At 60.5% G+C, this 20,522-nt stretch carries 28 protein-coding genes; 11 read left to right on the top strand and 17 right to left on the bottom strand.

Going from position 1 to position 20,522, the window contains the following annotated elements; translation table 11 throughout:
• Positions 1–5: 5 nt before the first annotated feature.
• The 4 genes from ACR0K9_RS16965 to ACR0K9_RS16950 are packed head-to-tail and all read right to left on the bottom strand — an operon-like array spanning position 6 to position 2,314.
• On the bottom strand, positions 6–446 hold the full coding sequence (locus ACR0K9_RS16965; protein WP_480824947.1) for a MarR family winged helix-turn-helix transcriptional regulator: 441 nt from the start codon (positions 444–446) through the stop codon (positions 6–8).
• A gap of 13 nt (positions 447–459) precedes the next feature.
• A complete protein-coding gene (locus tag ACR0K9_RS16960; RefSeq protein ID WP_480824945.1) occupies positions 460–1,290 on the bottom strand; it encodes a carbon-nitrogen hydrolase family protein in 831 nt (276 codons plus the stop codon).
• Positions 1,290–1,547, bottom strand: coding sequence for a glutaredoxin 3 (gene grxC, locus ACR0K9_RS16955; protein WP_171181132.1), 258 nt, complete (start codon positions 1,545–1,547; stop codon positions 1,290–1,292). Before grxC ends, ACR0K9_RS16960 begins: the two co-directional genes overlap by 1 nt.
• A 38-nt stretch (positions 1,548–1,585) precedes the next feature.
• Positions 1,586–2,314 (bottom strand): double zinc ribbon domain-containing protein, encoded by a 729-nt coding sequence (locus ACR0K9_RS16950; protein ID WP_480824943.1) that lies wholly within the window; start codon positions 2,312–2,314, stop codon positions 1,586–1,588.
• Positions 2,315–2,330: 16 nt separating this feature from the next.
• Here ACR0K9_RS16950 and ACR0K9_RS16945 point away from each other — a divergent pair, with 16 nt between their 5' ends.
• Together ACR0K9_RS16945 and hemH are read left to right on the top strand one after the other, a co-directional pair.
• Positions 2,331–3,161, top strand: coding sequence for a class I SAM-dependent methyltransferase (locus ACR0K9_RS16945; RefSeq protein ID WP_480824941.1), 831 nt, complete (start codon positions 2,331–2,333; stop codon positions 3,159–3,161).
• Positions 3,162–3,217: 56 nt separating this feature from the next.
• Positions 3,218–4,267: a ferrochelatase gene (hemH, locus tag ACR0K9_RS16940; RefSeq protein WP_480824939.1), complete on the top strand. Its 1,050-nt coding sequence runs from the start codon at positions 3,218–3,220 to the stop codon at positions 4,265–4,267.
• A 76-nt stretch (positions 4,268–4,343) separates the two neighbouring features.
• Here the strand turns inward: hemH and ACR0K9_RS16935 are convergent, their stop codons facing one another.
• Positions 4,344–4,526, bottom strand: coding sequence for a hypothetical protein (locus tag ACR0K9_RS16935; protein WP_010442520.1), 183 nt, complete (start codon positions 4,524–4,526; stop codon positions 4,344–4,346).
• A gap of 139 nt (positions 4,527–4,665) precedes the next feature.
• Positions 4,666–5,265 carry a L,D-transpeptidase gene (locus ACR0K9_RS16930; protein WP_480824937.1) on the bottom strand — a complete coding sequence of 200 codons (600 nt, stop codon included), beginning with the start codon at positions 5,263–5,265 and terminating at the stop codon, positions 4,666–4,668.
• A gap of 168 nt (positions 5,266–5,433) precedes the next feature.
• Here ACR0K9_RS16930 and dalA point away from each other — a divergent pair, with 168 nt between their 5' ends.
• Positions 5,434–5,949: a divisome-associated lipoprotein DalA gene (dalA, locus tag ACR0K9_RS16925; RefSeq protein ID WP_480824935.1), complete on the top strand. Its 516-nt coding sequence runs from the start codon at positions 5,434–5,436 to the stop codon at positions 5,947–5,949.
• A 63-nt stretch (positions 5,950–6,012) separates the two neighbouring features.
• On the opposite strand, the gene ACR0K9_RS16920 is transcribed toward dalA, so the two are convergent.
• The 7 genes from ACR0K9_RS16920 to ACR0K9_RS16890 all read right to left on the bottom strand — a co-directional run bounded on the left by ACR0K9_RS16920 (position 6,013) and on the right by ACR0K9_RS16890 (position 10,788).
• Positions 6,013–6,477, bottom strand: coding sequence for a PTS sugar transporter subunit IIA (locus ACR0K9_RS16920; protein WP_480824933.1), 465 nt, complete (start codon positions 6,475–6,477; stop codon positions 6,013–6,015).
• 57 nt (positions 6,478–6,534) lie between these two features.
• Positions 6,535–7,098 carry a ribosome hibernation-promoting factor, HPF/YfiA family gene (gene hpf / locus ACR0K9_RS16915; RefSeq protein WP_480535340.1) on the bottom strand — a complete coding sequence of 188 codons (564 nt, stop codon included), beginning with the start codon at positions 7,096–7,098 and terminating at the stop codon, positions 6,535–6,537.
• A 252-nt stretch (positions 7,099–7,350) separates the two neighbouring features.
• The gene (lptB, locus tag ACR0K9_RS16910; RefSeq protein ID WP_480824931.1) at positions 7,351–8,109 is read right to left on the bottom strand and encodes an LPS export ABC transporter ATP-binding protein; all 759 of its coding nucleotides are present in this window, start codon (positions 8,107–8,109) and stop codon (positions 7,351–7,353) included.
• Positions 8,109–8,600 (bottom strand): LptA/OstA family protein, encoded by a 492-nt coding sequence (locus ACR0K9_RS16905; protein WP_480535344.1) that lies wholly within the window; start codon positions 8,598–8,600, stop codon positions 8,109–8,111. The genes lptB and ACR0K9_RS16905 overlap by 1 nt, the downstream gene beginning before the upstream one ends.
• Before the next feature lie 3 nt (positions 8,601–8,603).
• Complete coding sequence (lptC, locus tag ACR0K9_RS16900; RefSeq protein WP_480824929.1) at positions 8,604–9,203, bottom strand: LPS export ABC transporter periplasmic protein LptC; 600 nt, start codon at positions 9,201–9,203, stop codon at positions 8,604–8,606.
• An 11-nt stretch (positions 9,204–9,214) separates the two neighbouring features.
• Positions 9,215–10,177 carry a KpsF/GutQ family sugar-phosphate isomerase gene (locus ACR0K9_RS16895; RefSeq protein WP_480824927.1) on the bottom strand — a complete coding sequence of 321 codons (963 nt, stop codon included), beginning with the start codon at positions 10,175–10,177 and terminating at the stop codon, positions 9,215–9,217.
• Positions 10,174–10,788, bottom strand: a complete 615-nt coding sequence (locus tag ACR0K9_RS16890) for a ribonuclease D (protein ID WP_480824925.1) — start codon at positions 10,786–10,788, stop codon at positions 10,174–10,176. Before ACR0K9_RS16890 ends, ACR0K9_RS16895 begins: the two co-directional genes overlap by 4 nt.
• Positions 10,789–10,920: 132 nt before the next feature.
• Between ACR0K9_RS16890 and ACR0K9_RS16885 the strand changes: the two genes are divergently transcribed.
• The 8 genes from ACR0K9_RS16885 to ACR0K9_RS16850 all read left to right on the top strand — a co-directional run bounded on the left by ACR0K9_RS16885 (position 10,921) and on the right by ACR0K9_RS16850 (position 18,060).
• On the top strand, positions 10,921–11,178 hold the full coding sequence (locus ACR0K9_RS16885; protein ID WP_480824923.1) for a metal-sensing transcriptional repressor: 258 nt from the start codon (positions 10,921–10,923) through the stop codon (positions 11,176–11,178).
• A 3-nt stretch (positions 11,179–11,181) separates the two neighbouring features.
• The gene (locus ACR0K9_RS16880; protein ID WP_480824921.1) at positions 11,182–12,501 is read left to right on the top strand and encodes an MFS transporter; all 1,320 of its coding nucleotides are present in this window, start codon (positions 11,182–11,184) and stop codon (positions 12,499–12,501) included.
• A 57-nt stretch (positions 12,502–12,558) separates the two neighbouring features.
• Positions 12,559–12,987: an Lrp/AsnC family transcriptional regulator gene (locus tag ACR0K9_RS16875; RefSeq protein WP_480824919.1), complete on the top strand. Its 429-nt coding sequence runs from the start codon at positions 12,559–12,561 to the stop codon at positions 12,985–12,987.
• Positions 12,988–13,059: 72 nt separating this feature from the next.
• Positions 13,060–13,740: a lytic transglycosylase domain-containing protein gene (locus tag ACR0K9_RS16870; protein WP_480824917.1), complete on the top strand. Its 681-nt coding sequence runs from the start codon at positions 13,060–13,062 to the stop codon at positions 13,738–13,740.
• Positions 13,741–13,809: 69 nt separating this feature from the next.
• Positions 13,810–15,837: a flagellar biosynthesis protein FlhA gene (gene flhA, locus ACR0K9_RS16865; protein WP_480825011.1), complete on the top strand. Its 2,028-nt coding sequence runs from the start codon at positions 13,810–13,812 to the stop codon at positions 15,835–15,837.
• A complete protein-coding gene (locus tag ACR0K9_RS16860) occupies positions 15,834–16,607 on the top strand; it encodes a flagellar biosynthetic protein FliR (RefSeq protein ID WP_480824915.1) in 774 nt (257 codons plus the stop codon). Before flhA ends, ACR0K9_RS16860 begins: the two co-directional genes overlap by 4 nt.
• Positions 16,604–17,692: a flagellar type III secretion system protein FlhB gene (gene flhB, locus ACR0K9_RS16855; RefSeq protein WP_480824914.1), complete on the top strand. Its 1,089-nt coding sequence runs from the start codon at positions 16,604–16,606 to the stop codon at positions 17,690–17,692. The genes ACR0K9_RS16860 and flhB overlap by 4 nt, the downstream gene beginning before the upstream one ends.
• 23 nt (positions 17,693–17,715) lie before the next feature.
• Entirely contained in the window at positions 17,716–18,060 is a 345-nt protein-coding gene (locus ACR0K9_RS16850) for a hypothetical protein (protein WP_480824913.1), read from the top strand.
• A gap of 7 nt (positions 18,061–18,067) precedes the next feature.
• Here ACR0K9_RS16850 and ACR0K9_RS16845 read toward each other — a convergent pair whose 3' ends face one another.
• From ACR0K9_RS16845 to flgG, 4 genes are read right to left on the bottom strand one after another with little or no spacing between them, the layout of a single operon-like run.
• Positions 18,068–18,580 carry a flagellar basal body-associated FliL family protein gene (locus tag ACR0K9_RS16845; protein ID WP_480535365.1) on the bottom strand — a complete coding sequence of 171 codons (513 nt, stop codon included), beginning with the start codon at positions 18,578–18,580 and terminating at the stop codon, positions 18,068–18,070.
• Positions 18,581–18,589: 9 nt separating this feature from the next.
• A complete protein-coding gene (flgH, locus tag ACR0K9_RS16840; protein WP_480824911.1) occupies positions 18,590–19,321 on the bottom strand; it encodes a flagellar basal body L-ring protein FlgH in 732 nt (243 codons plus the stop codon).
• A complete protein-coding gene (gene flgA / locus ACR0K9_RS16835) occupies positions 19,321–19,734 on the bottom strand; it encodes a flagellar basal body P-ring formation chaperone FlgA (RefSeq protein ID WP_480824909.1) in 414 nt (137 codons plus the stop codon). Before flgA ends, flgH begins: the two co-directional genes overlap by 1 nt.
• Positions 19,734–20,519, bottom strand: coding sequence for a flagellar basal-body rod protein FlgG (gene flgG / locus ACR0K9_RS16830; protein ID WP_480824907.1), 786 nt, complete (start codon positions 20,517–20,519; stop codon positions 19,734–19,736). The genes flgA and flgG overlap by 1 nt, the downstream gene beginning before the upstream one ends.
• Between the last annotated feature and the right edge of the window lie 3 nt (positions 20,520–20,522).

Raw genomic sequence — 20,522 nt, 5'->3', positions numbered from 1 at the left:
CCTTCCTATTCCCCCTCCAACTGCAACCGCAAATCCCGCAGCACGGGCAACGTGCTACGGACCCGCTCCAGCCCAAGTTCTCCGACCACGCGGTTGATCAGCGGCGCAATCGACGAAATCGCCTGATCTCGCGCGCGGCGGCCGGCGGGGCTGATGGCGACCATCTTGCGGCGGGCGTCGTCCCAGTCGGGGCGGATGTGGATGTACCCGGCCCATTCCAGCTTCGCCAATGTGTTGGTCATCGCCCCGCGCGTCACGTGGAAGGTGCTGGCCAGTTGCGCCGGGCTGCGTTCATCGCCGACAAACACCAGATGGTTCAGCACCGAGAAATGCGAGATTTCCATGCCCTTGGGCAGCACCCGGCTCAGCCGGTTGCGCAATAGCTGATCGGCGGTCAGGATCTCGCTGAACAGCGCGACCGCAAGGGCGTTGGTGTCGTCTACCATGGTCCGTTCTGGGTCAGGGCCCGTCGAAAGGCCGCACGTGAGTCAAGGAGGGCACGCGGCGGCGCGCCTCTGTCACAGAACTATCATCCAAATCGAAAAAGTGAATGCCCGGATCGGTGCCTGCGTCGATCAGCACCTCTCCCCACGGGGCGACAACCATGCTGTGGCCATAGGTGTATCGGGTCTTGCCGCGCGTTTTCGGGTGCTCGCCCGTTTGCGCCGGTGCCAGTACCCAGCAGCCGGTCTCGATCGCCCGTGCGCGCAACAGCGATTGCCAATGCGCAGCACCGGTGACCGGCGAAAACGCCGCCGGGACGGTCAGTATTCGCGCCCCAGCCTGCGCCAGCGCCGCGTAGAGATGCGGAAAGCGGATGTCATAGCAGATGGTCAGGCCGACCTTGCCGAAATCGGTCTCGGCAATCACGGCTTTCCCGCCGGGACGGTAGTTTTTCGATTCGCGGAAGGTCTCGGTGTCGGTCACCTGCACGTCGAACATATGAATCTTGTCATACCGCGCCACGATCTGCCCCCGCGGGTCGATCATGAAACATCGGTTGGCAAAACGCCCGTCCGCGTCATGGGTCTTGATCGCCAGCGAGCCGATCAGCAGCCAGACGCCCAGTTCGGCGGCCTGCGCGCGCAGACCGGCCAGTGTGATGTCATCCTCTTCGTGCTGCAGAACCTCACGCTGCCGCGTGGTGCTGGTCGAGACGCAGTTGGTCACTTCGGGCGTCAGGATAAAACGCGCGCCTTCGGCAGCAGCCTCGGCCATCATGGCGCGCACCGAGTCCAGATTTTGCGCCGGGTCATCCGACGCGGTGATCTGCAGCAGTGCGGTTTTCATCAGGCCGCCAACAGGCGATCCAACTTGCCCTGCCGTTCCAGCTCGTAAAGATCGTCACAGCCGCCCACGTGCTGCGTACCGATAAAGATTTGCGGTACCGTGCGCTTGCCGCCCGCGCGCTTGATCATCTCGGGTTTGCGTTTGGGGTGCATCAGAACGTCCACCTCCTTGAACTCGACGCCCTTCTGTTTCAGCAGCCGTTTGGCCGCGTGGCAAAAGCCGCACAGCGGCGAGGTGTAGATTTCTACCGGCTTCATATTCAGTTCCCTTTGGGTTTCGCGCAATCTTGGGCGAATTAGGCATCCTTGGCAACGCGCGCCAGAGCCAACACGAAAATATGATTTGCCCCTGCGGCTTGACACACACGGGTACAGGCCGAAAGGGTCGCGCCCGAGGTCATGACATCATCGACAAGCAGAACGTCCCGTCCCTGCAAATGCTGCACCCGCCGTGGATGGACCGAGATTGCATCCCTAAGGATACCCGTCCGTTCTTGTGCAGTTTGGCCGTCCAGCACCGGCGTGCGCCGGGTGCGCTGCAGAAGATCGGGCACGCAATTCAGACCGACCTGGCGCCCCAAATGCTGCGCCAGCACGGCCGACTGGTTATAGCGTCGCTTCAGAAGACGCGTCCAATGCAGCGGCACCGGTGCGATCAGCATATCGGGTCGCAGCAACTCGCGCCCCGCCAGTGCCATCCAGCGCGCCGCCGGGCGCGCCAGTTCGGGGCGGTCGCCATGTTTCAGCGCCAAAATCAGTGACCGCGCCTTGCCTTGATACAACAACGCCGCGCGCCCGGCTTGCCACGGTGGCGGTCGTTTCAGGCAGTCGTCACATTCGATCCGAAACCCATCGCGATCACCAATGACCGGCACACCGCAACTGTCGCAGACCGTACCGCCGATGAAGGGCGTGTCACGCCAACAGGGACCGCACAGGCCGAAATCGGCGTCCGTCAGCTCTCCACAGCCCATGCAACGCGGCGGATAGATCAGTTCGATAGCGGTTTGAATCCGCTGCGCCATGCGATAATTGCGAGCTATGAAACTGCCCGAGTCCACTGCACCCTCGTTGTTTGACCGCGCCGCTATCCGGCTGCATCGCGCCCGCGCGCAGGAAGACGCGCTGTTCCTGCACCACGCTGCAGTTGATGAGGTGCAGGATCGGCTCTCCATGGTTAACAAAGCCTTTACGAAGCCAGCGATCGTGAGCCCGTTTCCACATCTATGGTCAGATGTTCTGCCAGATGCGGTAGTCGTTGAGGATGAAGACCTGTTACCCCTGCAGCCCGGCGCGCATGATCTGGTGATTCACGCCATGGCGCTGCATTGCGCCAATGATCCGGTCGGGCAGTTGATCCAATGCCATCGCGCAGTACAGCCCGATGGGTTGCTGCTGGTGGTCTGCCTGGGCGGAGAAACCCTGCATGAATTACGCGCAGCCCTTGGGCAGGCCGAGATTGAGGTGACCGGCGGCCTCAGCCCGCGAATCGCACCCATGGGTGAGCTGCGCGATCTGGGGGCGCTGCTGCAGCGGGCCGGGCTGGCCTTGCCGGTGGCGGATGCCGTGCCACTGACGGCGGAATACCGCGATATCTGGCACCTGATGCGAGACCTGAGGGGTATGGGCGAGGCGAACGCGCTCAGCGGGCGGCTGAAACGCCCGACGCAACGCACGGTTTTCGAGGCCGCACAGCGGATCTATGCGGACCACTTCTCGACGCCCTCGGGCCGTCTGGCTGCCACGTTCGAACTGGTGTGCCTGACCGGCTGGTCCCCCGATGCCAGCCAACCCAAACCGCTGCGCCCGGGATCGGCGCAAATGCGTCTGGCAGATGCGTTGAAGACGGAAGAGGGCAAACTGCCCGATTGACGACCGGGCAATTCCCTTTATCTCAGGCCGGAACACGAAAACTCAGGAAGCTTCAAATGTTTGATGCCACTCGCCCCACCCACGCACCGGCTGACCACCCCAAGGTCAAGATGGGACGCGTTGGTGTCCTGCTGGCCAATCTGGGTACACCGGATGATTACACCTATTGGCCGATGCGTCGCTATCTGAACGAATTCCTTTCGGACAAGCGAGTGATCGACTATCCGGCGTGGAAATGGCAGCCGATCCTGCAAGGGATCATCCTGACCAAGCGGCCCTTCAGCTCGGGCGAGGCTTACAAGTCTATCTGGAACCACGACAAGGGCGAAAGCCCGCTGATGACGATCACCAAGGACCAGACCGCCAAGCTGCGCGCGGCGATGCAGGACAGGTACGGCGATCAGGTGATGGTCGATTTCTGCATGCGGTATGGCAACCCCTCGACCAAATCCAAGGTCCGGCAAATGGTTGCCGAAGGCTGCGATCGGATCCTGTTCTTCCCGCTTTATCCCCAATATGCAGGGGCCACGACGGCCACCGCCAATGACCAGTTTTTCCGCGCGCTGATGCAGGAAGCCTGGCAACCGGCCAGCCGCACGGTACCTGCCTATTTCGACGAACCGGCCTATATCGATGCGCTGGCCGGGTCGGTCGAGCGCGCCTATGCGGCAATGGAAACCAAACCCGACATTCTGGTCTGTTCCTACCACGGCATGCCGGAACGCTATCTGCAGCAGGGCGATCCCTATCACTGCCAATGCGTCAAAACCTCAAGACTGCTGAAAGAGCGGCTGGGCTGGTCGGATGATCAACTGGTCTCGACCTTCCAGTCCCGCTTTGGGCCTGAGGAGTGGCTGAAGCCCTATACCGTCGATCACGTGGCCGATCTGGCCCGTCAGGGCAAAAAGAACATCGCCGTCATCGCACCAGCGTTTTCCGCCGATTGCATCGAAACGCTGGAAGAGATCAACGAAGAGATCAAGGAAAGCTTTGAAGAGGCTGGTGGCGAATCATTCACCTATATCCCCTGCCTCAACGATGAGGACGCGCATATCGCGGCATTGGGCAAAGTGATCGAGGACAATCTGCGCGGCTGGCTGGAGTGACCGGCGTCTGAAATTCAGGCACAAAAAAAGGCGGTGGAAAGCTCCACCGCCTTTTCTTCAGATAATGCTCGTCGAATTAGCTTGCGGCAACAGCTGCAGCAACAACAACCAGCAGGATCAGCGGCAGGATGATGCCCTGCGACGAACCTTGGGTTTCTTCGACAACAACAGGTGCTTCAACAACCGGCTCTTCCAGGTTGCCAGCATATGCGGTCGAAGCAGCAGCAGTCAGAGCAGCAGCGAGAACGAGTTTCTTCATATTAACCTCCAGAATTTGCGCGATTCCCAATAGCGAAACCACGCATCTAAGACTTACCTCGTAGTTTTTTCTAATCAGCTATACCAGCGGAATGCAATTGCAACTTACGCCGCAAGCGGGTTCGTGCGCGAAAATGTCGTCAAATTAGCAACACTTGCGTGCCAACCTTGGCCATTGAGAACAACTCGGCGATGTCTTCGTTGAACAGACCGATGCAGCCGTTGGACGACCGACGCCCGATTTTGCGCGTATCATGGGTGCCGTGGATGCGATAATACTTCCAGCTCAGATACAAAGCGTGCGTTCCCAATGGGTTATCGGGGCCCGGCGGGATATAATCCGGCCATTCCGGGTTGCGCTTTTTCATCGACGGCGTCGGCGACCAGCTTGGCCCTTCGACCTTCCGGATGACGCTGGTGCGCCCACGGCGGGTCAATTCTTCGGTCAGCGGCACCGAAGACGGGTAGAGTTTGTACACTGTTTGATCATCTGACCAATAATGCAGCGCCCGCGACACCGTATCGACCAAAATGGCGCCGTTTCTCGTATTCGAGAAATAAGGCTGCCAATCCAGCGCCCGGAATCCCGAGACGTTGCGGCGCACCGGTACTTCGGGTTCAGGCGCGGGGCGCAGCGGGTCGCCGGGTATGTATTGGGCCAGTGCAGGCGAGGCGAGGCTGGCAGTTGCGCCTGCCAAAAATCCGCGACGTGTCGCGGTAATTAAGGGCTTCTTGACCATGTCGAGCGGTCCTTTGCTAATAGAACATGCAAATTCCGGTGCATTTTATGGCCAGAATGCTTCAGTCGCAAATCAAACCGGCAGATTCACGCAAACAATGACCATTGTAGGTTTGCCCCCGACCCTCAAGCGCGATATTTGCGTTGAAACACAGAATTCAGGCTGATCATGACACGTATTCTTTCTCTTCTGGCAATTTGTCTCGTCGCGCTGGCGGCATGTACCGATTCGGGAACCTCGGCAATCGGGGCCGATGGCCGACCGCTGCCCTCGGTCTACAAGATCCGTGGCAACCCGGAAAAGTTGCAGTTCCGCATGTTGGATTCGGTCAATGCGCTGCGGCAGGCCTCGGGGCTGCGGAGCGTTCAGCTGAACGCGCAGTTGAACGCGGCAGCGGCAACACATTCCAAGGACATGGCGCGCCAGAACCGCCCCTGGCATTTCGGATCGGACGGGTCCTCGCCCATCGACCGGGCCGCGCGGGTCGGATATCTTGGCACGTTCCTGGGCGAAGCGATCTCGGAAACCTATGAGACGGAAACCGAAACGCTGGCCGCATGGATGCAGGAACCGGGATCGCGCGCAGTCATCATGGACCCCAAAGCAACGCAGATGGGGTTTTCCTGGCACCAGGAGGGCGGCGGCAAAATCTGGTGGACGCTGGAAATGGGAGCCGGCGGCTGAACAACCTTCCAGAGACGACAAAGCCCCCGATCTACGGGGGCTTTTTTATGTCCGGTCAGCCCTTTATGCGGCCTGCATTGACTGAGCTTCCGTCAATATCGCATAGAGTTTGACCGGATCGGGATTGGCCCGCAGCTTGGCGCAGACGGTCTGTTCGCGCAGCGTGCGCGAGACCAGTGCAAGTGCTTTCAGGTGTTCCACACCCGCCTCTTCCGGCGCAAACAGCGAAAACGCCAGATCAACCGGCTGACGGTCGACCGAGCCGAAATCGATGGGTTTTTCCAACATCACGAAGACACCTGAAACTGTCTCCAGCTCGGACAGGCGCGCATGTGGCAACGCCACGCCATGGCCCACGCCTGTCGGACCCAGGCTTTCGCGTTCAAGAAGGTTGTCGACGACGGTCTGCGCGTCCAACCCAAGGGTCGCAGCCGCAACATCGCCGATTTCCTGAAACAACCGCTTCTTGCTGGACGCGGCTGACAGCACACGTACGGCTTCGGGCTTCAGAATGCTCGAAAGCTCCATGATTTTGCTCCCAGACCATGCCCCCGGAACCGGGGGCAGGCCAATTGTTCTTGCCTGTTACGGATCGATCCATCCGATATTGCCGTCATCGCGCCGATAAACGACATTCAATCCGTCCTTGTTCTCATTCCGGAACACCAGAACCGGCGCCCCGGCGAGTTCCATCTGCATCACGGCTTCCCCAACACTCAGCGATGGGATCTTGGTCTCCATCTCAGCCACAATCATAGGCTGCAGCGATTCGGGTTCGTCAGCCGTATCCGACTCGTCAGAGGCGAGGATATAAGAGGACGCACCAAAGAGTTCAACCGGCTCGGACCGATCCTTGTGATGGTCTTTCAACCGGCGCTTGTAGCGGCGCAGCTGTGTTTCCATCTTGTCGCAGCAACCTTCGAATGCTGCATAAATTTCGGTCGCATGTGCCTTCGCCTGAGCGGTCAGACCCGTCGACAAATGCACGGTGGTTTCGCATACATATTCATGCGCCGAACGGGAAAAGACGACGTTGGCGTCCGTAGGCCGCTGGGCATATTTGCCCACGACCTCGCCCAGTTCGGTCTGCACGTGTGTCTGCAGGGCCGCACCGATGTCGATCTGTTTTCCGCTGATTTGGTAACGCATGTGATCTCCTTCACAATTCACACCCATTCTGACGCCGCGATGCGCGGCTGACCTGTTTTTATCGGGTGGGGGGTCGCGGCAGAGTCTGCGGTTGCCGCTGATCCAGCCCTTCCAAGAAGGGGCATCGCGATCCAGACTGGAACCGAGGACTTGCCATGCCCCAATTGAGGCAAGAGACGGCGGAAGAGTCAATCAAAACAGGTGTGTATATACCAGATTTCCGGCATGCGCTCGGTGCAATCCCGCGCAAGCTCATGAAATACGGAAGTTTTCTCCCAGATAAACCCGGCGCACGTTTTCGTTTTCCACCACTTCGTCGGGCGATCCGGACATCAGAACCTGACCGTCATGCAGGATATAGGCGCGATCCACAATTTCGAGCGTTTCACGCACGTTATGGTCGGTGATCAGAACGCCGATGCCGCGCTTTTTCAGGTCTGCCACCAAAAGGCGGATATCGCCCACACTGATCGGATCAACCCCAGCAAAGGGTTCGTCCAGCAACAGATATTTCGGGTCCGCAGCCAGACAGCGCGCGATTTCAACCCGGCGCCGTTCACCGCCGGACAAGGCCAGAGCAGGAGCACGGCGCAGGTGTTCGATCGAAAAATCCGACAACAGCTCTTCCAGCCGTTCCTTGCGGCGATGGGCATGTTTGACGGTGATATCCAGCACGGCGGCGATGTTGTCTTCAACGCTCATGCCGCGAAAAATCGACATTTCCTGCGGCAGATAACCGATCCCCAGTCGCGCGCGGCGATACATCGGCAGGGTGGTCACGTTCTGGCCGTCAATCGTCACACTGCCTGCTTCGGGAAAGACAAGCCCGGCTACCGAATAGAAGGTCGTGGTCTTGCCCGAGCCGTTCGGCCCCAACAGCGCCACCACCTCGGACCGGTCCAGAGTCATCGAGACATCCCGGATCACCGTCTTCTTGCGGTAAGATTTGCGCAGCTTCTCGATCTTCAGACCGGAGGCGCCTTCAGCGACAGACAGGTTCGGGCGGTTCATCAATTCTGACCCTGCTGCAGGATGGTCTTGACCCGTCCCGTCATCGTTGCCGTGCCCGAGGTCAGATTTGCAATCATCTGATCGCCGCTGATGATGCTGGGGCCCTGCGTCAGCAGCACATTGCCCTTCATCTCGATCACACCGGTATCGATTGTGTATTCGGCCCAGTCACCCTCGGCCGCATCCGGCGGGCTGACCAGAACCACGTTTTCGGTGGCCTCCATCCGTTCGATGGCCGAGCGTTCCTGATTGTAGATCACCAGCACCCGTTCGGCGGTCAGGCGCATTTCGCCTTGGATGACGATCACATTGCCCAGAAACTCGGCCGAACCGTCTTCCTGATTCACGTTCAGCGTTTCCGAGGTCACCTCGACCGGCAGAGAGGGATCGGCTTTGACAGCACCAAACGCGACTTGCGCTTCTTGCGCCGAAACAGGCAGGGCTCCTACGATCAGAGCAAAACACACAAAGGCGACACGAAAATCAAACACGGGTTATCTTTCAGCTTTTTGCGGCTCGTATATCAGCTTCACGCCATCTGTAAAAAGAATATGGACTGGGCCGTCCGTTTTTTCCGTTCCAAAAGTCATTCCCCCGGCTGTAAAGTCACCAATCGGACCGGTGCCGTCAATCTGACCCGGGCTATCACCACGTATTTCTTCCAGCGATGTGTTCAAGAGGTCGGTGGTGACCTGAATGCCATCGGCGGTGGTGATGATCACATTGCCCGAGAAAGTGGCGGTACCCTTGTCGGGCCGGATCATACCGGTGTTGGATTCCAGCGTGATCTCGCCCCCGTTGCTCAGAGCGAACCTGCCCTGCACTTCGGCGGCAGTGGGGTTGTCACCCTCGCCAACCTGACTGGCGCGCCGCGCTTCGACGCGAATTTCTTCACCTTTGCGAGTGACCCCTTTGTAATCCGGTCGGGTGATGACCTGATCGGTCAGACGCTCGTCAATCTCCTGACCGCTGAACGGGACCGAGATACTGGTGTCGATGCTGCGGGACAGAAGGAACACAGTGGACAGCAGCAAGATGGCAGCCAGAGGCAACACCACCTTGAGAAACTGCACCCATCGGGAATGACGGTCCACCGGCGGCCCCCTTAACCCAGACCGACGCGCAGGCAGTCGTGGATGTGCAGCAGGCCCTGGGCCGCGCCCCCGGCTTCGGGATCCACCACAAAAAGCGAGGTAATCTTGCGATCATTCATGATGGAAACCGCTTCTTCTGCCATGGCATTCGGTGCGATGGTCAGTGGGTTTTCGGTCATCACCTCTTCGGTGCTTTTGTCCAGTAATCCATCCATGTTCCGACGCAGGTCGCCATCTGTCACGATGCCCAGCAGACGGCCCGCCTCATCGGTGACGCCAACAACACCAAAGCTTTTCTGGCTCATGACCAGCAACGCTTCGCTCATCGGGGTGCCTGCGGTGACCAACGGCAGATCTTCGTGCATCAGATCACGCACGGTGGACAGTTGCGCCCCCAGCTTGCCGCCAGGATGATAGGCGCGGAAATCCTCGGGCTTGAAATCGCGGTATTTCATCAGCGCAATCGCCAGCGCATCGCCCATCGCCAGTGTCAGCGTGGTCGAGATCGAGGGCACCATGCCAAAACCGCAGGCCTCGCCCATCGACGGGATCAGCAGATGCACGTCGGCCTGCTTCATCAGCGTGCTTTCCGGCTTGCTGGACAGTCCGATCAGCGGAATGCCGAAGCGGCGCGTAAAGGCCAGCAGGTTGGCCAGTTCCGGTGCTTCGCCCGAGTTCGAGATCGCCAGAACCACATCGCCTTTCGACACCATGCCCAGATCACCATGGCTGGCCTCGGCCGGGTGGACGAAATAGGCGGGCGTGCCAGTGCTGGCCAATGTGGCCGCGATCTTGTGACCGATATGGCCCGACTTGCCGATACCGCTGATGATAATGCGGCCTGTGGCCTGCAGGATCAGTTGTACCGCTTCGGCAAAGTCTTCGTTCAGGCTGTCGGCCAGCACGTCCAGCGCGCGGGCTTCGTCGGTGACAACCTGTCGGGCGGTTCTCAGGAATGCTTCGGTATCGGTCATGAGTGCGCAAAGATATCCGTTTCGGGCCAACCGGCGAGGTCAAGCTTCGCACGCATCGGCAGGAAATCAAAACAGGCCTGCGCCATCTCGGTGCGGCCTTCGCGGGCCAGACGCCCGTTCAGCGCGTCGCGCAGGCGGTGCAGATAGAGGACGTCCGATGCCGCATACTCCAGCTGCGCCTCGGTCAGGGTCTCGGCGCCCCAATCGCTCATCTGCTGCTGTTTCGAGATATCGACGCCGATCAGTTCCTGACACAGGTTTTTAAGCCCGTGCCGGTCAGTATAGGTGCGCACCAGACGGCTGGCGATCTTGGTGCAATAGACTGGTGCCGCCAGCGCGCCAAAGCTGTGATACATCGCGGCGATATCGAAGCGGCCAAAGTGGAACAGCTTCAGAACATTCGGATTTTCCAGCATCGCGCACAGATTCGGAGCCTGCGTCTGACCCTTTTCGACCTGCACGATATGGCTGTTGCCGTCCCCGCCGGACATCTGGATCACACACAGGCGATCCCGATGCGGGTTCAGCCCCATGGTTTCACAGTCAATGGCCACAACCGGGCCCAGATCCAGCCCGTCCGGCAGGTCATTTTTATACAAGTGGTTCGCCACGGAGATGTCCTTTGTGCGCTTTCCACCCCGAAATAGGAGGTTTCGCATCCAAACTCAACGTCATCACGTGCGGGTTGCTCTTGCAACTCTGCCAAGCCTCATATATCCCCTAGGGGAGGATAAGGATAAAACATGACGACTCGCACCCATCAATCGCATCCGCAGATCGCTGCGCGCCTCAAACGCGCGCATGGGCATTTGGCCAAAGTTATCGAGATGCTTGAAGGGCAAGCCCCCTGCACAGATATCGCTCAGCAGCTTTTTGCCGTGGAAAGAGCCATCACCAACGCCAAGCGCGCGTTGATTCACGACCATGTCGACCACTGTCTCTCGAACAACGCCGACGGCCAGAGCGCCGAAGACTTCAAAACCATCACAAAGTATCTCTGACCCATGCTAAGCGTCCTGAAAAACCGCACCTATCGACATCTTCTGGCCGCGCAGGTCGTCGCGCTGACCGGAACCGGGCTGGCCACCGTGGCACTGGGCCTGCTGGCCTTTGATCTGGCCGGAGAGGCCGCCGGGATGGTGCTGGGCACCGCGCTGACCATCAAGATGGTGGCCTATGTCACCATCGCGCCTCTGGCCGCCGCCTTTGCCGAGCGGCTGGATCGTCGGCGGATGTTGGTGGCTCTGGATCTGGTCCGCGCCGTAGTCGCGCTCTGCCTGCCGTTCGTGACCGAGATCTGGCAGGTCTATGTGCTGATTTTCGTGCTGCAATCGGCCTCTGCCGGGTTTACGCCGACCTTTCAGGCCACCATCCCGGATGTTCTGACCGACGAACAGGACTATACCAAGGCCTTGTCGCTATCGCGGCTTGCCTATGATCTTGAAAGCTTGCTGAGCCCGATGCTGGCCGCGGTCCTGTTGCTGCTGGTCAGCTTCGATACCCTGTTTCTGGGCACTGGCATTGGGTTCGCCGCCTCGGCGGTGCTGGTGGTTTCCGTTGCGTTGCCCTCGCCCAAACCGACAGCGCGACGTGGCATTTATGACCGGACCACACGCGGGATTCGCATCTATCTGAAAACCCCACGCCTGCATGGCCTGCTGGCACTGAGTTGGAGCGCCGCGGCGCTGAGCGCGATGGTGATCGTTAACACTGTGGTGATCGTGCGCGCCGATCTGGGCCTGTCTGAAAGCGCGGTCGCCATTGCCCTGGCGGGATTTGGCGGTGGATCGATGCTGGCGGCCTTCGCATTGCCCCGATTGCTAGAACGTCTGCCAGACCGTACCGTAATGCTCTGTGGCGCAGCGCTGGCAACGGGTTCCATGGCCATCGCCGCGGTGCTGTCTGCAACCGTACCCATGACGCTGGGGCTGCTGACCGTGATCTGGGCGATGGTGGGCTTTGGTTATTCCGCCACTTTGACCCCATCGGGCCGTCTTTTGACCCGCTCTGCTCATCCTGAAGACCGCCCCGCCCTGTTTGCAGCGCAATTCACCCTGTCGCACGCTTGCTGGCTGGTCCTCTACCCGCTGGCCGGCTGGTTGATGACCCAGTTCGGAGCGACGGTCGTCTTGGCGGTAATGGCGTCCGCAGCGGTTCTGGGCCTGGCGCTGGCGATCAGACTCTGGCCACGCGACAGCCGCGCAGCGGTCGAACACAGCCACCCCGACCTGCCGGCAGATCACCCGCATCTCGCCGGGTCCGGCCCGCACGCCCACCCCATCGTGATCGACGAGCTGCACCCTCACATCCCGCGCCAGTCTTGAGCCTGCAACGCAAACTGCCGTAAACCGGGACACGCCCAAAAGATGTCCGGAGCCCGCATGGATCAACTTGACCGCCGCATCATCGCCGCCCTGCAACATAACGCACGCGCGTCGACCACCCATATCGCGGCAACGCTGGGCGTCGCCCGGACCACGGTGCATGAACGCATCAACCGGATGGAAGAGCGCGGTATTATCGCGGGCTATTCTGTCGTCCTGCGCGAAACCGAGGATACGCCCCGGGTTCAGGTCGTTGTCCTGCTGGAAGTACAGCAAAAGGAAACCACGCGGATCATAAAACGGCTTGAGGCCTATCCCGAGGTCAAACTTTGCCTGTCGATCAACGGTGAGTTTGACCTGCTTCTGTCCGCCGAAGCGCCCCGGATCGAGGACCTTGATATCCTGGTGGATGAACTGGCCCGAATCCCGGGCGTGTTGCGCACAAATACCAGCGTGGTTTTTGGGCGCAGAATCGACCGCAGCTGAGGCGCGCTAACCCTCTGTAAACCGAAGGCGGACTAGCTTGGCCCGGATTGATCAGAATCCCGGACCGGCAGAATGCCCTATCGTGAAATCCTGTTAGCGCTGAGCCTGGCGCTTATCGCCCCGGCAAAACCCGGCCTCGCCGCGCCGGGGGTTGAGACGGCGGCCCTTTGCGATCAGGCCGCTCAACGGGCCGCTCGCGCCGAAGGTGTGCCGCTGGCGGTGCTCCGGGCCATCGCGCGGGTCGAGACCGGTCGCACTGTCGACGGTGCGCTGCACCCCTGGCCCTGGACCGTCAACCGCGAGGGGCAGGGATATTGGTTCGCCTCGGCGACCGAGGCCAAATCCTATGTGTTCAACATCTTCAAATCCGGTGTCCGCAGCTTTGATGTCGGCTGTTTCCAGATCAATTACCGCTGGCATGGCAAGGCCTTCCGCTCGATCGAGGCGATGTTCGACCCGGACGAGAACGCCACCTACGCCGCCCGGTTCCTGAACCAATTATACGCCGAGCTTGGCTCATGGCCCGCCGCCGCCGGAGCTTATCATTCGCGCACCGAACAACTTGCTGCTGCCTATTCCAGCCGCTTTCAGGCAGTTCTGGCCCGGATGGAGGATCCGCTTGTGGACAGCGATCCCTTCACCACCTCGGCGTCGCCGTTGATCCCCGGGTCCCCGAAACCTGCCGCGCGCACCGCGCTGGGCTCGTTGGTCCCACAATCCGCCGCCGTCACCGCATTCATCCCGTTCAACTAAGAGGTCCCCGTGCCCAGGATCGACATCCGCACCCTGTTTTCTCCGACCGTCCTGCTGGCACTGGCGCTGATGACGGTCATCGTGATGATGATCCTGCCGATGCCCGCATGGGTGTTGGATGTGGGCCTTGCCGCGTCCTTCGCACTGGCGATCCTGATCTTCACCCTGACCCTATTCATCGAGCGGCCGCTGGATTTCTCGTCTTTCCCGACCATCCTTCTGGCCTCGCTGATGTTGCGCCTGTCGCTGAACGTGTCGTCAACCAAGCTGATCATTGGTCAGGGGCATACCGGCACGAATGCGGCGGGTGATGTGATCGAGGGGTTTGCCCAGTTCGTCATGAGCGGCAGTATCTTTCTGGGCCTCGTGGTGTTCGGCGTTCTGCTGATCGTCAACTTCATGGTCATCACGAAAGGCGCCGCCCGCATGGCCGAAGTCGGCGCGCGTTTTGCGCTGGACGGGATGCCCGGCAAACAGCTGGCCATTGACAGCGACATGTCCGCCGGGGCCATCGACCACCAGCAGGCAAAGGAACGGCGCGAGCGCGAACAGCAGGAGACGACGTTCTTCGGCTCGCTCGACGGGGCGTCGAAATTCGTCAAAGGCGATGCGGTTGCCGGTCTGCTGATCACCTTGCTGAACCTGGTGATGGGCCTGGTGATGGGTGTGATCGTGCACGGGATGCCGGTCTCCTCCGCGTTTGAAACCTATGCGATCCTGACCGTCGGCGACGGGCTGGTGTCGCAGATTCCGGCGGTGATCATCTCAATCGCTTCGGCCTTGCTGCTGGCACGCGGCGGCACGCAGGGCGCCACCGACAGCGCGATTTTCTCGCAACTCGGTCGGCATCCGGCGGCATTGGCGACCGTTGCGGTTCTGATGGTGTTGTTCGCGCTGGTGCCCGGTTTGCCGTTCCTGCCCTTCATTCTCGGCGCGGCCGCGTTGGGCTATGCCGCCTATGCCGGTCTGAAGAAACGAAAGGCCGTAGAGACCCGGACCGAAGTCGCCACGACCGAGGCGGACACCCCCGTCTCACAAGCCATCGGCGATGTGCTTGACCTGGACGACGTACATCTGGAATTCGCCCCCGATCTGGTCAGCATGGTGCTGAACCCCGGCACCGGCCTTGATGCGCGGATCGCCAATATGCGGACCTATGTCGCCTCAAGCTTTGGCCTGATCCTACCCGAGATCCGCCTGACCGACCGCGCCGATCTTCCGACCGGAACCTACGTGATCAAAGTACAAGGGGTCGAACAGGCCCGTGGCGTTCTGAATTCTGAACTTGTGCTGGCGCTGGTGCAGGACGGGCACGACTTTCTGCCCGATGGCTCAGATGTGACCGAGCCGGTCTATGGTGCCCCTGCGCGCTGGATTCTGCCCAAGGATCAGGAGGCGGCGGCCATGAACGGCGCCACCATCGTCACCCCGCCCGAGATTCTGGCGACCCATCTGCTTGAAATCATCAAACAGAATTTCTCGCGCCTGCTGACGCTTAAATCGCTGCGCCGCCTGCTGACCGAAATGACCCGCCTCAGCGATCCGGTACGGGCCGAGGCCAACCGCAAGCTGCTGGACGAGCTGATCCCCGACAAGGTGCCGATCGACACGCTGCACGCGGTGCTGCGCCTGCTGCTGGAAGAAAGGGTCTCGATCCGCAACATGGCGCTGATACTGGAAAGCGTGGCCGAGGCGCGGCTGACCACCACCCAGCCCGAAGGGATTTGCGAACTGGTCCGCCAGCGGCTGGGCTTTCAACTGGTGGCCGACATGAAACGCGAAGACGGCTCGATCCCGCTGATTCAACTGGCCCCGGAATGGGAGGACACCTTTGCCAGCTATCAGATCGACGCGCCCAATGCTGGTCTGGACGTGGCACTGCCGCCGAACCTGTTCAACAAGCTTGCGGACGGGGTGCATGACAGCGTCGCCAGATCCGCCGACCACGGGCTGTTCCCGGCGGTGGTGACCTCGACCCGGCGGCGGCGATTGCTGCGCACCATCATGCATGCGCGGGGCATCGCCAATCCGGTTCTGTCCTTCGAGGAAATCGGGCTCGAGGCGCGGCCCGCGCTGGTCGGAACGGTGACCGCGTGATCGCCCTGCCACCCGAGCTGCTGCCGCATCTGGGTCAGAATCTGTGGCATCTCTTCGTTGTTTTCCTGCGCATCTCGACCATCGTCTCTCTGCTGCCTGCCTTTGGTGAGCGCAGCATCCCGACGCGGGTCAAGCTGGGGCTCGCCGTCGCCTTTTCGCTGATCGTTGCCCCTGCAATTCCGGCCATTGACACAACACCAGGCTTTGGGCGCATGGTCGCTCTGTCCGGAACAGAGATTGCAACCGGACTGGCGCTGGGGATCGGGTTGCGTCTGTTTGTGCTGGCCTTGCAAACCGCTGGCTCTATCGCGGCGCAAGCCACTTCGCTGTCGCAGATATTGGGCGGAGCGGCCGTCGAGCCGGTGCCCGCGATGGGCTATCTTCTGACGCTGGCCGGGCTGGCCCTGGCAGCCTTGCTGGGCCTGCATATCCGGGCCGCTCAATTCATGATCCATAGCTATTCATTGTTTCCGATAGGCAGCTTGCCGCTTGCCCCGGGCCTGGCGCGCTGGGGTGTCGCGCAGATATCGCGCAGCTTCGGGCTCGCCTTTGCCCTGGCGATGCCCTTCGTCATCGCCTCGCTCATCTATAACCTCGCGCTGGGGGTCATCAACCGCGCCATGCCCCAGCTGATGGTCGCTTTCGTCGGTGCCCCCGCGATCACGTACGCAGGACTGTTTCTGCTGTTCGCAGGCGCGCCGCTGATCCTGTCCGTCTGGTCAGACGCCCTGTTTGCTTTTCTTGGCGATCCCCTCGGAGGACCCAGATGAGCGCACAGGACGATGACAGCGACAAGTCATTTGAAGCCACCCCCCAAAAGCTGGAAAAGGCGCGCAAGAAGGGTGAGGTAGCCAAGTCCAACGATCTGTCGGCGGTGGCCGCCTATGCTGGATTGCTGATCGCGCTCGTGTTGGCGGGGCAATACACGGCGCAGCATCTCGGGACTTTGTTTGTAGTTCTGATTGATCAATCTGATCGCCTGTCCGGGTTGCTGACAACGGGCCCCGCCAGCGCAGCGGTGACCGGCATCCTGCGGGCCACACTCGTACCGGTGGCTGCTTTGTTCGTGATACCCGCCGCGGCAGTGATCCTCGGCCTGATTGCGCAGCGTGCCCTGGTCTTTGCGCCTGAGAAGCTGAAACCCAAACCTTCGCGTATTTCGCTGGTCTCCAATGCGAAAAACAAATTTGGACGCGGCGGTCTGTTTGAATTTGCCAAGAGCTTCGTGAAGCTGCTGATATACGGCACCTGTCTGGCCCTGTTTCTTTACGCCAACCTGCCCGAGATTCTATCGGCCAGCGCAATACCCGCACGCGCGTCTGTTGTGCTGATGATGAACCTGCTGTTCCGCTTCATGTTCATCGTCATAACAATTGCTCTGGCCATCGGCGCCATCGACTTCCTCTGGCAACATGCCGAGCATCTGCGCAAGAACCGGATGTCGCGCAAGGAAATCCAGGATGAGACAAAGGATGCCGAGGGCGATCCGCATGTCAAACAGCAGCGCCGCCAACGCGCACAAGATATCGCCACCAATCAAATGATGGCCGACGTCCCCAAGGCCGACGTGGTGATCGTCAATCCGACGCATTACGCGGTCGCGCTGCAATGGTCGCGCGCCAGCGGATCGGCACCGGTCTGTGTCGCCAAGGGGGTGGACGAGGTCGCCGCCACCATCCGAACCACAGCGGGTGAGGCCGGTGTGCCCATACATTCAGACCCGCCAACCGCGCGAGCACTTCATGCAACAGTCGAAATCGGCCAGGAGATCAGCGAAGAGTATTATCGCTCGGTCGCGGCGGCCATCCGCTTTGCCGAAGCCATGCGCAAGCGCGCCAAGGGGCAGGTCACGTGATGCGCAGACGGGTATCAGACATTATGACCGTGACCGATGCAGTCTATCAGCGCGAACATCAGAAACTGCGCCCGCTCTTGCAGCAGGAGGCACGGATTTTGAAGCAACTGGCACTTCTGGATAGCCAGTTGAGCGAGGTGAAGACAGACAGCACAGCAACCGAAGGATATCGGGTGACCGGCGCCGATCTGTTGTGGCACAGCTGGGAATCCGCCACGCGAAGGCAGCTGAATACGGACCTGGCGCGCCTGAGATCCCAGAAGCTCTCGGCGATGGAGAACCTGCGCCGGGCCTTTGGGCGCAAACAGGCCATTGCGGAGGTGTCGCAGCGCCTAAAACAAGCTAGGCGCCGCAGACCAATCGAATAGGCTGGGTTCAGGTGTCCTGCCGGCTGACACTCATGATCAGCACTTTCGAGACATCCTCGCCCAGGTCTTTCTGCGCGACCTCAAGAAGCGCGTTACGCAACACCTCAAGGTTATCCGATCGCGTGAACGCCCCATCGAACCCGCCACTATTGGCATGGTCGAACAGCACCTGCAGAAACCTGTCCCGCAGCTTCGGCTCAATCTCATAGAAAAAATCCTCGATCCCCGGTCGCACTTCCAGGCTGAGGGACATCGTGACCAGGGCCGAAATCTCATCCTCCGCCACAACTGGAACCACGAACTGCTTGGTAAGCTTCAGGTATTCCTGTGATTTCTCACCATCTTTCTTTTTAGTGCCGGATTCATACGACCCGGCCTTTTCCTGTTCAGGCTTTGGCTTGGCTGCTGCGCCTTCAGCCTGATCCTTGGCTTTCCCCTCAGGGGCCAGAATGATCCCGGCCCCAACGCCTGCAGCCAGACCCACCGCCAGGCAAATGATTGGCAATAGTTTTCCCATCATGCACCCATCTTAGAACGGCAATACGGTATCGAGGATCTGCTGACCGTATCGCGGTTGCTGCACATCCGTGATCTGGCCGCGACCGCCATAAGACACACGTGCCGACGCAATCTTGTCATAGGTGATTTCGTTCTGGCGCGAGATATCCTCGGGCCGGACATATCCGGCGACCAACAGCTCTCGGAGTTCGAAATTCACCCGCAGTTCCTGCGAACCGCTGATCGACAGCACACCGTTGGGCAACACATCGACAACCGTGGCCGCCACGCGAAGGGTCAGTTTCTCTTTGCGTTTGACCGAGCCCTTGCCTTTGCTGTTCGACACTGAATCGATCGACACCGCCTCATCCAACGAGGCCCCGACCGGCAACCGTTCAGCCGCACGTTGCGGCAACCCGAAAAGGCCGGGGACCGACAGACTTTCAGATCCCGTACGAGAGCGGTTGGTGTCGTTCGATATCTCGGCCTTTTCATCCAGTTCGATCACGACGGTCAGAATGTCACCCTTTTTCATCGCACGCTGATCCCCAAGCAAGGAGTGCTGCCCACCGCTCCACAGCGAGGCACGGTCGACGGAGCGCTGCGGCTGGCTGTACAGCGGCAGGCCGGGCCACAGCATCGCCACATGTTCGGGCGATTCCGTATTGGGCGTCAGGCTGGGCGGTTTGCCCAGATGGTCCAGCCGACCACAGGCCGCGACGCCCAACACCGTGAAAAGCAGCAGTTTCGATAGGTTTGACATCACTTGACCTCGATTTGACCATCGGGGCGGATCACGCCCGTTACCGTTGTGCGCGACGAAAGATTCATCACCCGAATACGCTCGCCCGCCGCGCCGCGTCCCAATGCGCGGCCCTCGGCGGTGATCGAAAGCGTGACGTTGCCGAATACCAGCGTCACCAGATCGTTCCGGTCCACGATCGCGGGCGGGCCGATATCCGACGGGCGGATCGGCCTGCCCGGATAAAGCGCCACCCGTGCCTCTTGCCCGATCAGATCGGACAGCTGCGTTACGGCACCAGCCGCATTCGTCGGTTTGAGTTCAATATCCGCGGCGGAGATCACCTCTTTCGCGCGGATCGTTCTGGTTGGCACAACGATCTCGGCGAAAGCGGCGCAGGGGATCAGCGCGAGAAGGAAAACAAAAACGCGCATCACCGCACCTGCGTTGTGGCGCCCATCATCTGGTCCACCGCCGAGATGACCTTGGCGTTCATCTCATATCCGCGCTGCGCCTCGATCAGTTCCGTCACCTCGCGCACCGCATCGACCGAGCTGTCCTCAAGATAGCCTTGCCGCAGAGTGCCCAGACCAGTCTCGCCGGGTGTTCCGACTACCGGTGCGCCCGAGGCTTCGGTTTCCTTGAACAGATTGCTGCCTACCGCCTCCAGCCCCTTTGCATTCGAGAAACTCGCCAGGGTGAACTCACCCAGCAGTTGGCCTTCGGCCGTGTCATCGAAATAGGCATAAACCTCGCCCGCGGCGTTGATCGAGATCGACCTGGCGTCGTCGGGGATGGTGATCTCGGGGGCGACGGCGAAGCCGTCCGAGGTGACGATCAGCCCCTCGGCAGACCGTTTCAGACTGCCGTCCCGCGTAAAGGCGGACTGACCGTTGGGCAGCGTCACCTCGAGATAGCCGCGCCCTTCAATCGCCACATCCAGATCGCTGCCGGTTGCAGACAACCCGCCCTGCTCAAGTTGCACGGTCACCGCAGCGGGGCGCACGCCCAGCCCCAGTTGAATGCCTGTCGGCAGAACCGTTCCGTCCGAGGCATTCACGGCGCCCGCCCGCGCCATCTGCTGGTAGTGCAGATCGGCGAACTCGGCCCGGCGCGCATTATATCCCGTGGTGTTCATGTTTGCGAGGTTGTTCGAGATGGTCTCGACCCGCATCTGCTGTGCCGTCATGCCCGTCGCGGCGATTTTCAAGGCCCGCATGTC

Source organism: Ruegeria sp. L12, from assembly GCF_056531745.1.
Note: the sequence above shows the minus strand (reverse complement) of the source record. Positions and strands in the feature narration are given on the sequence as shown.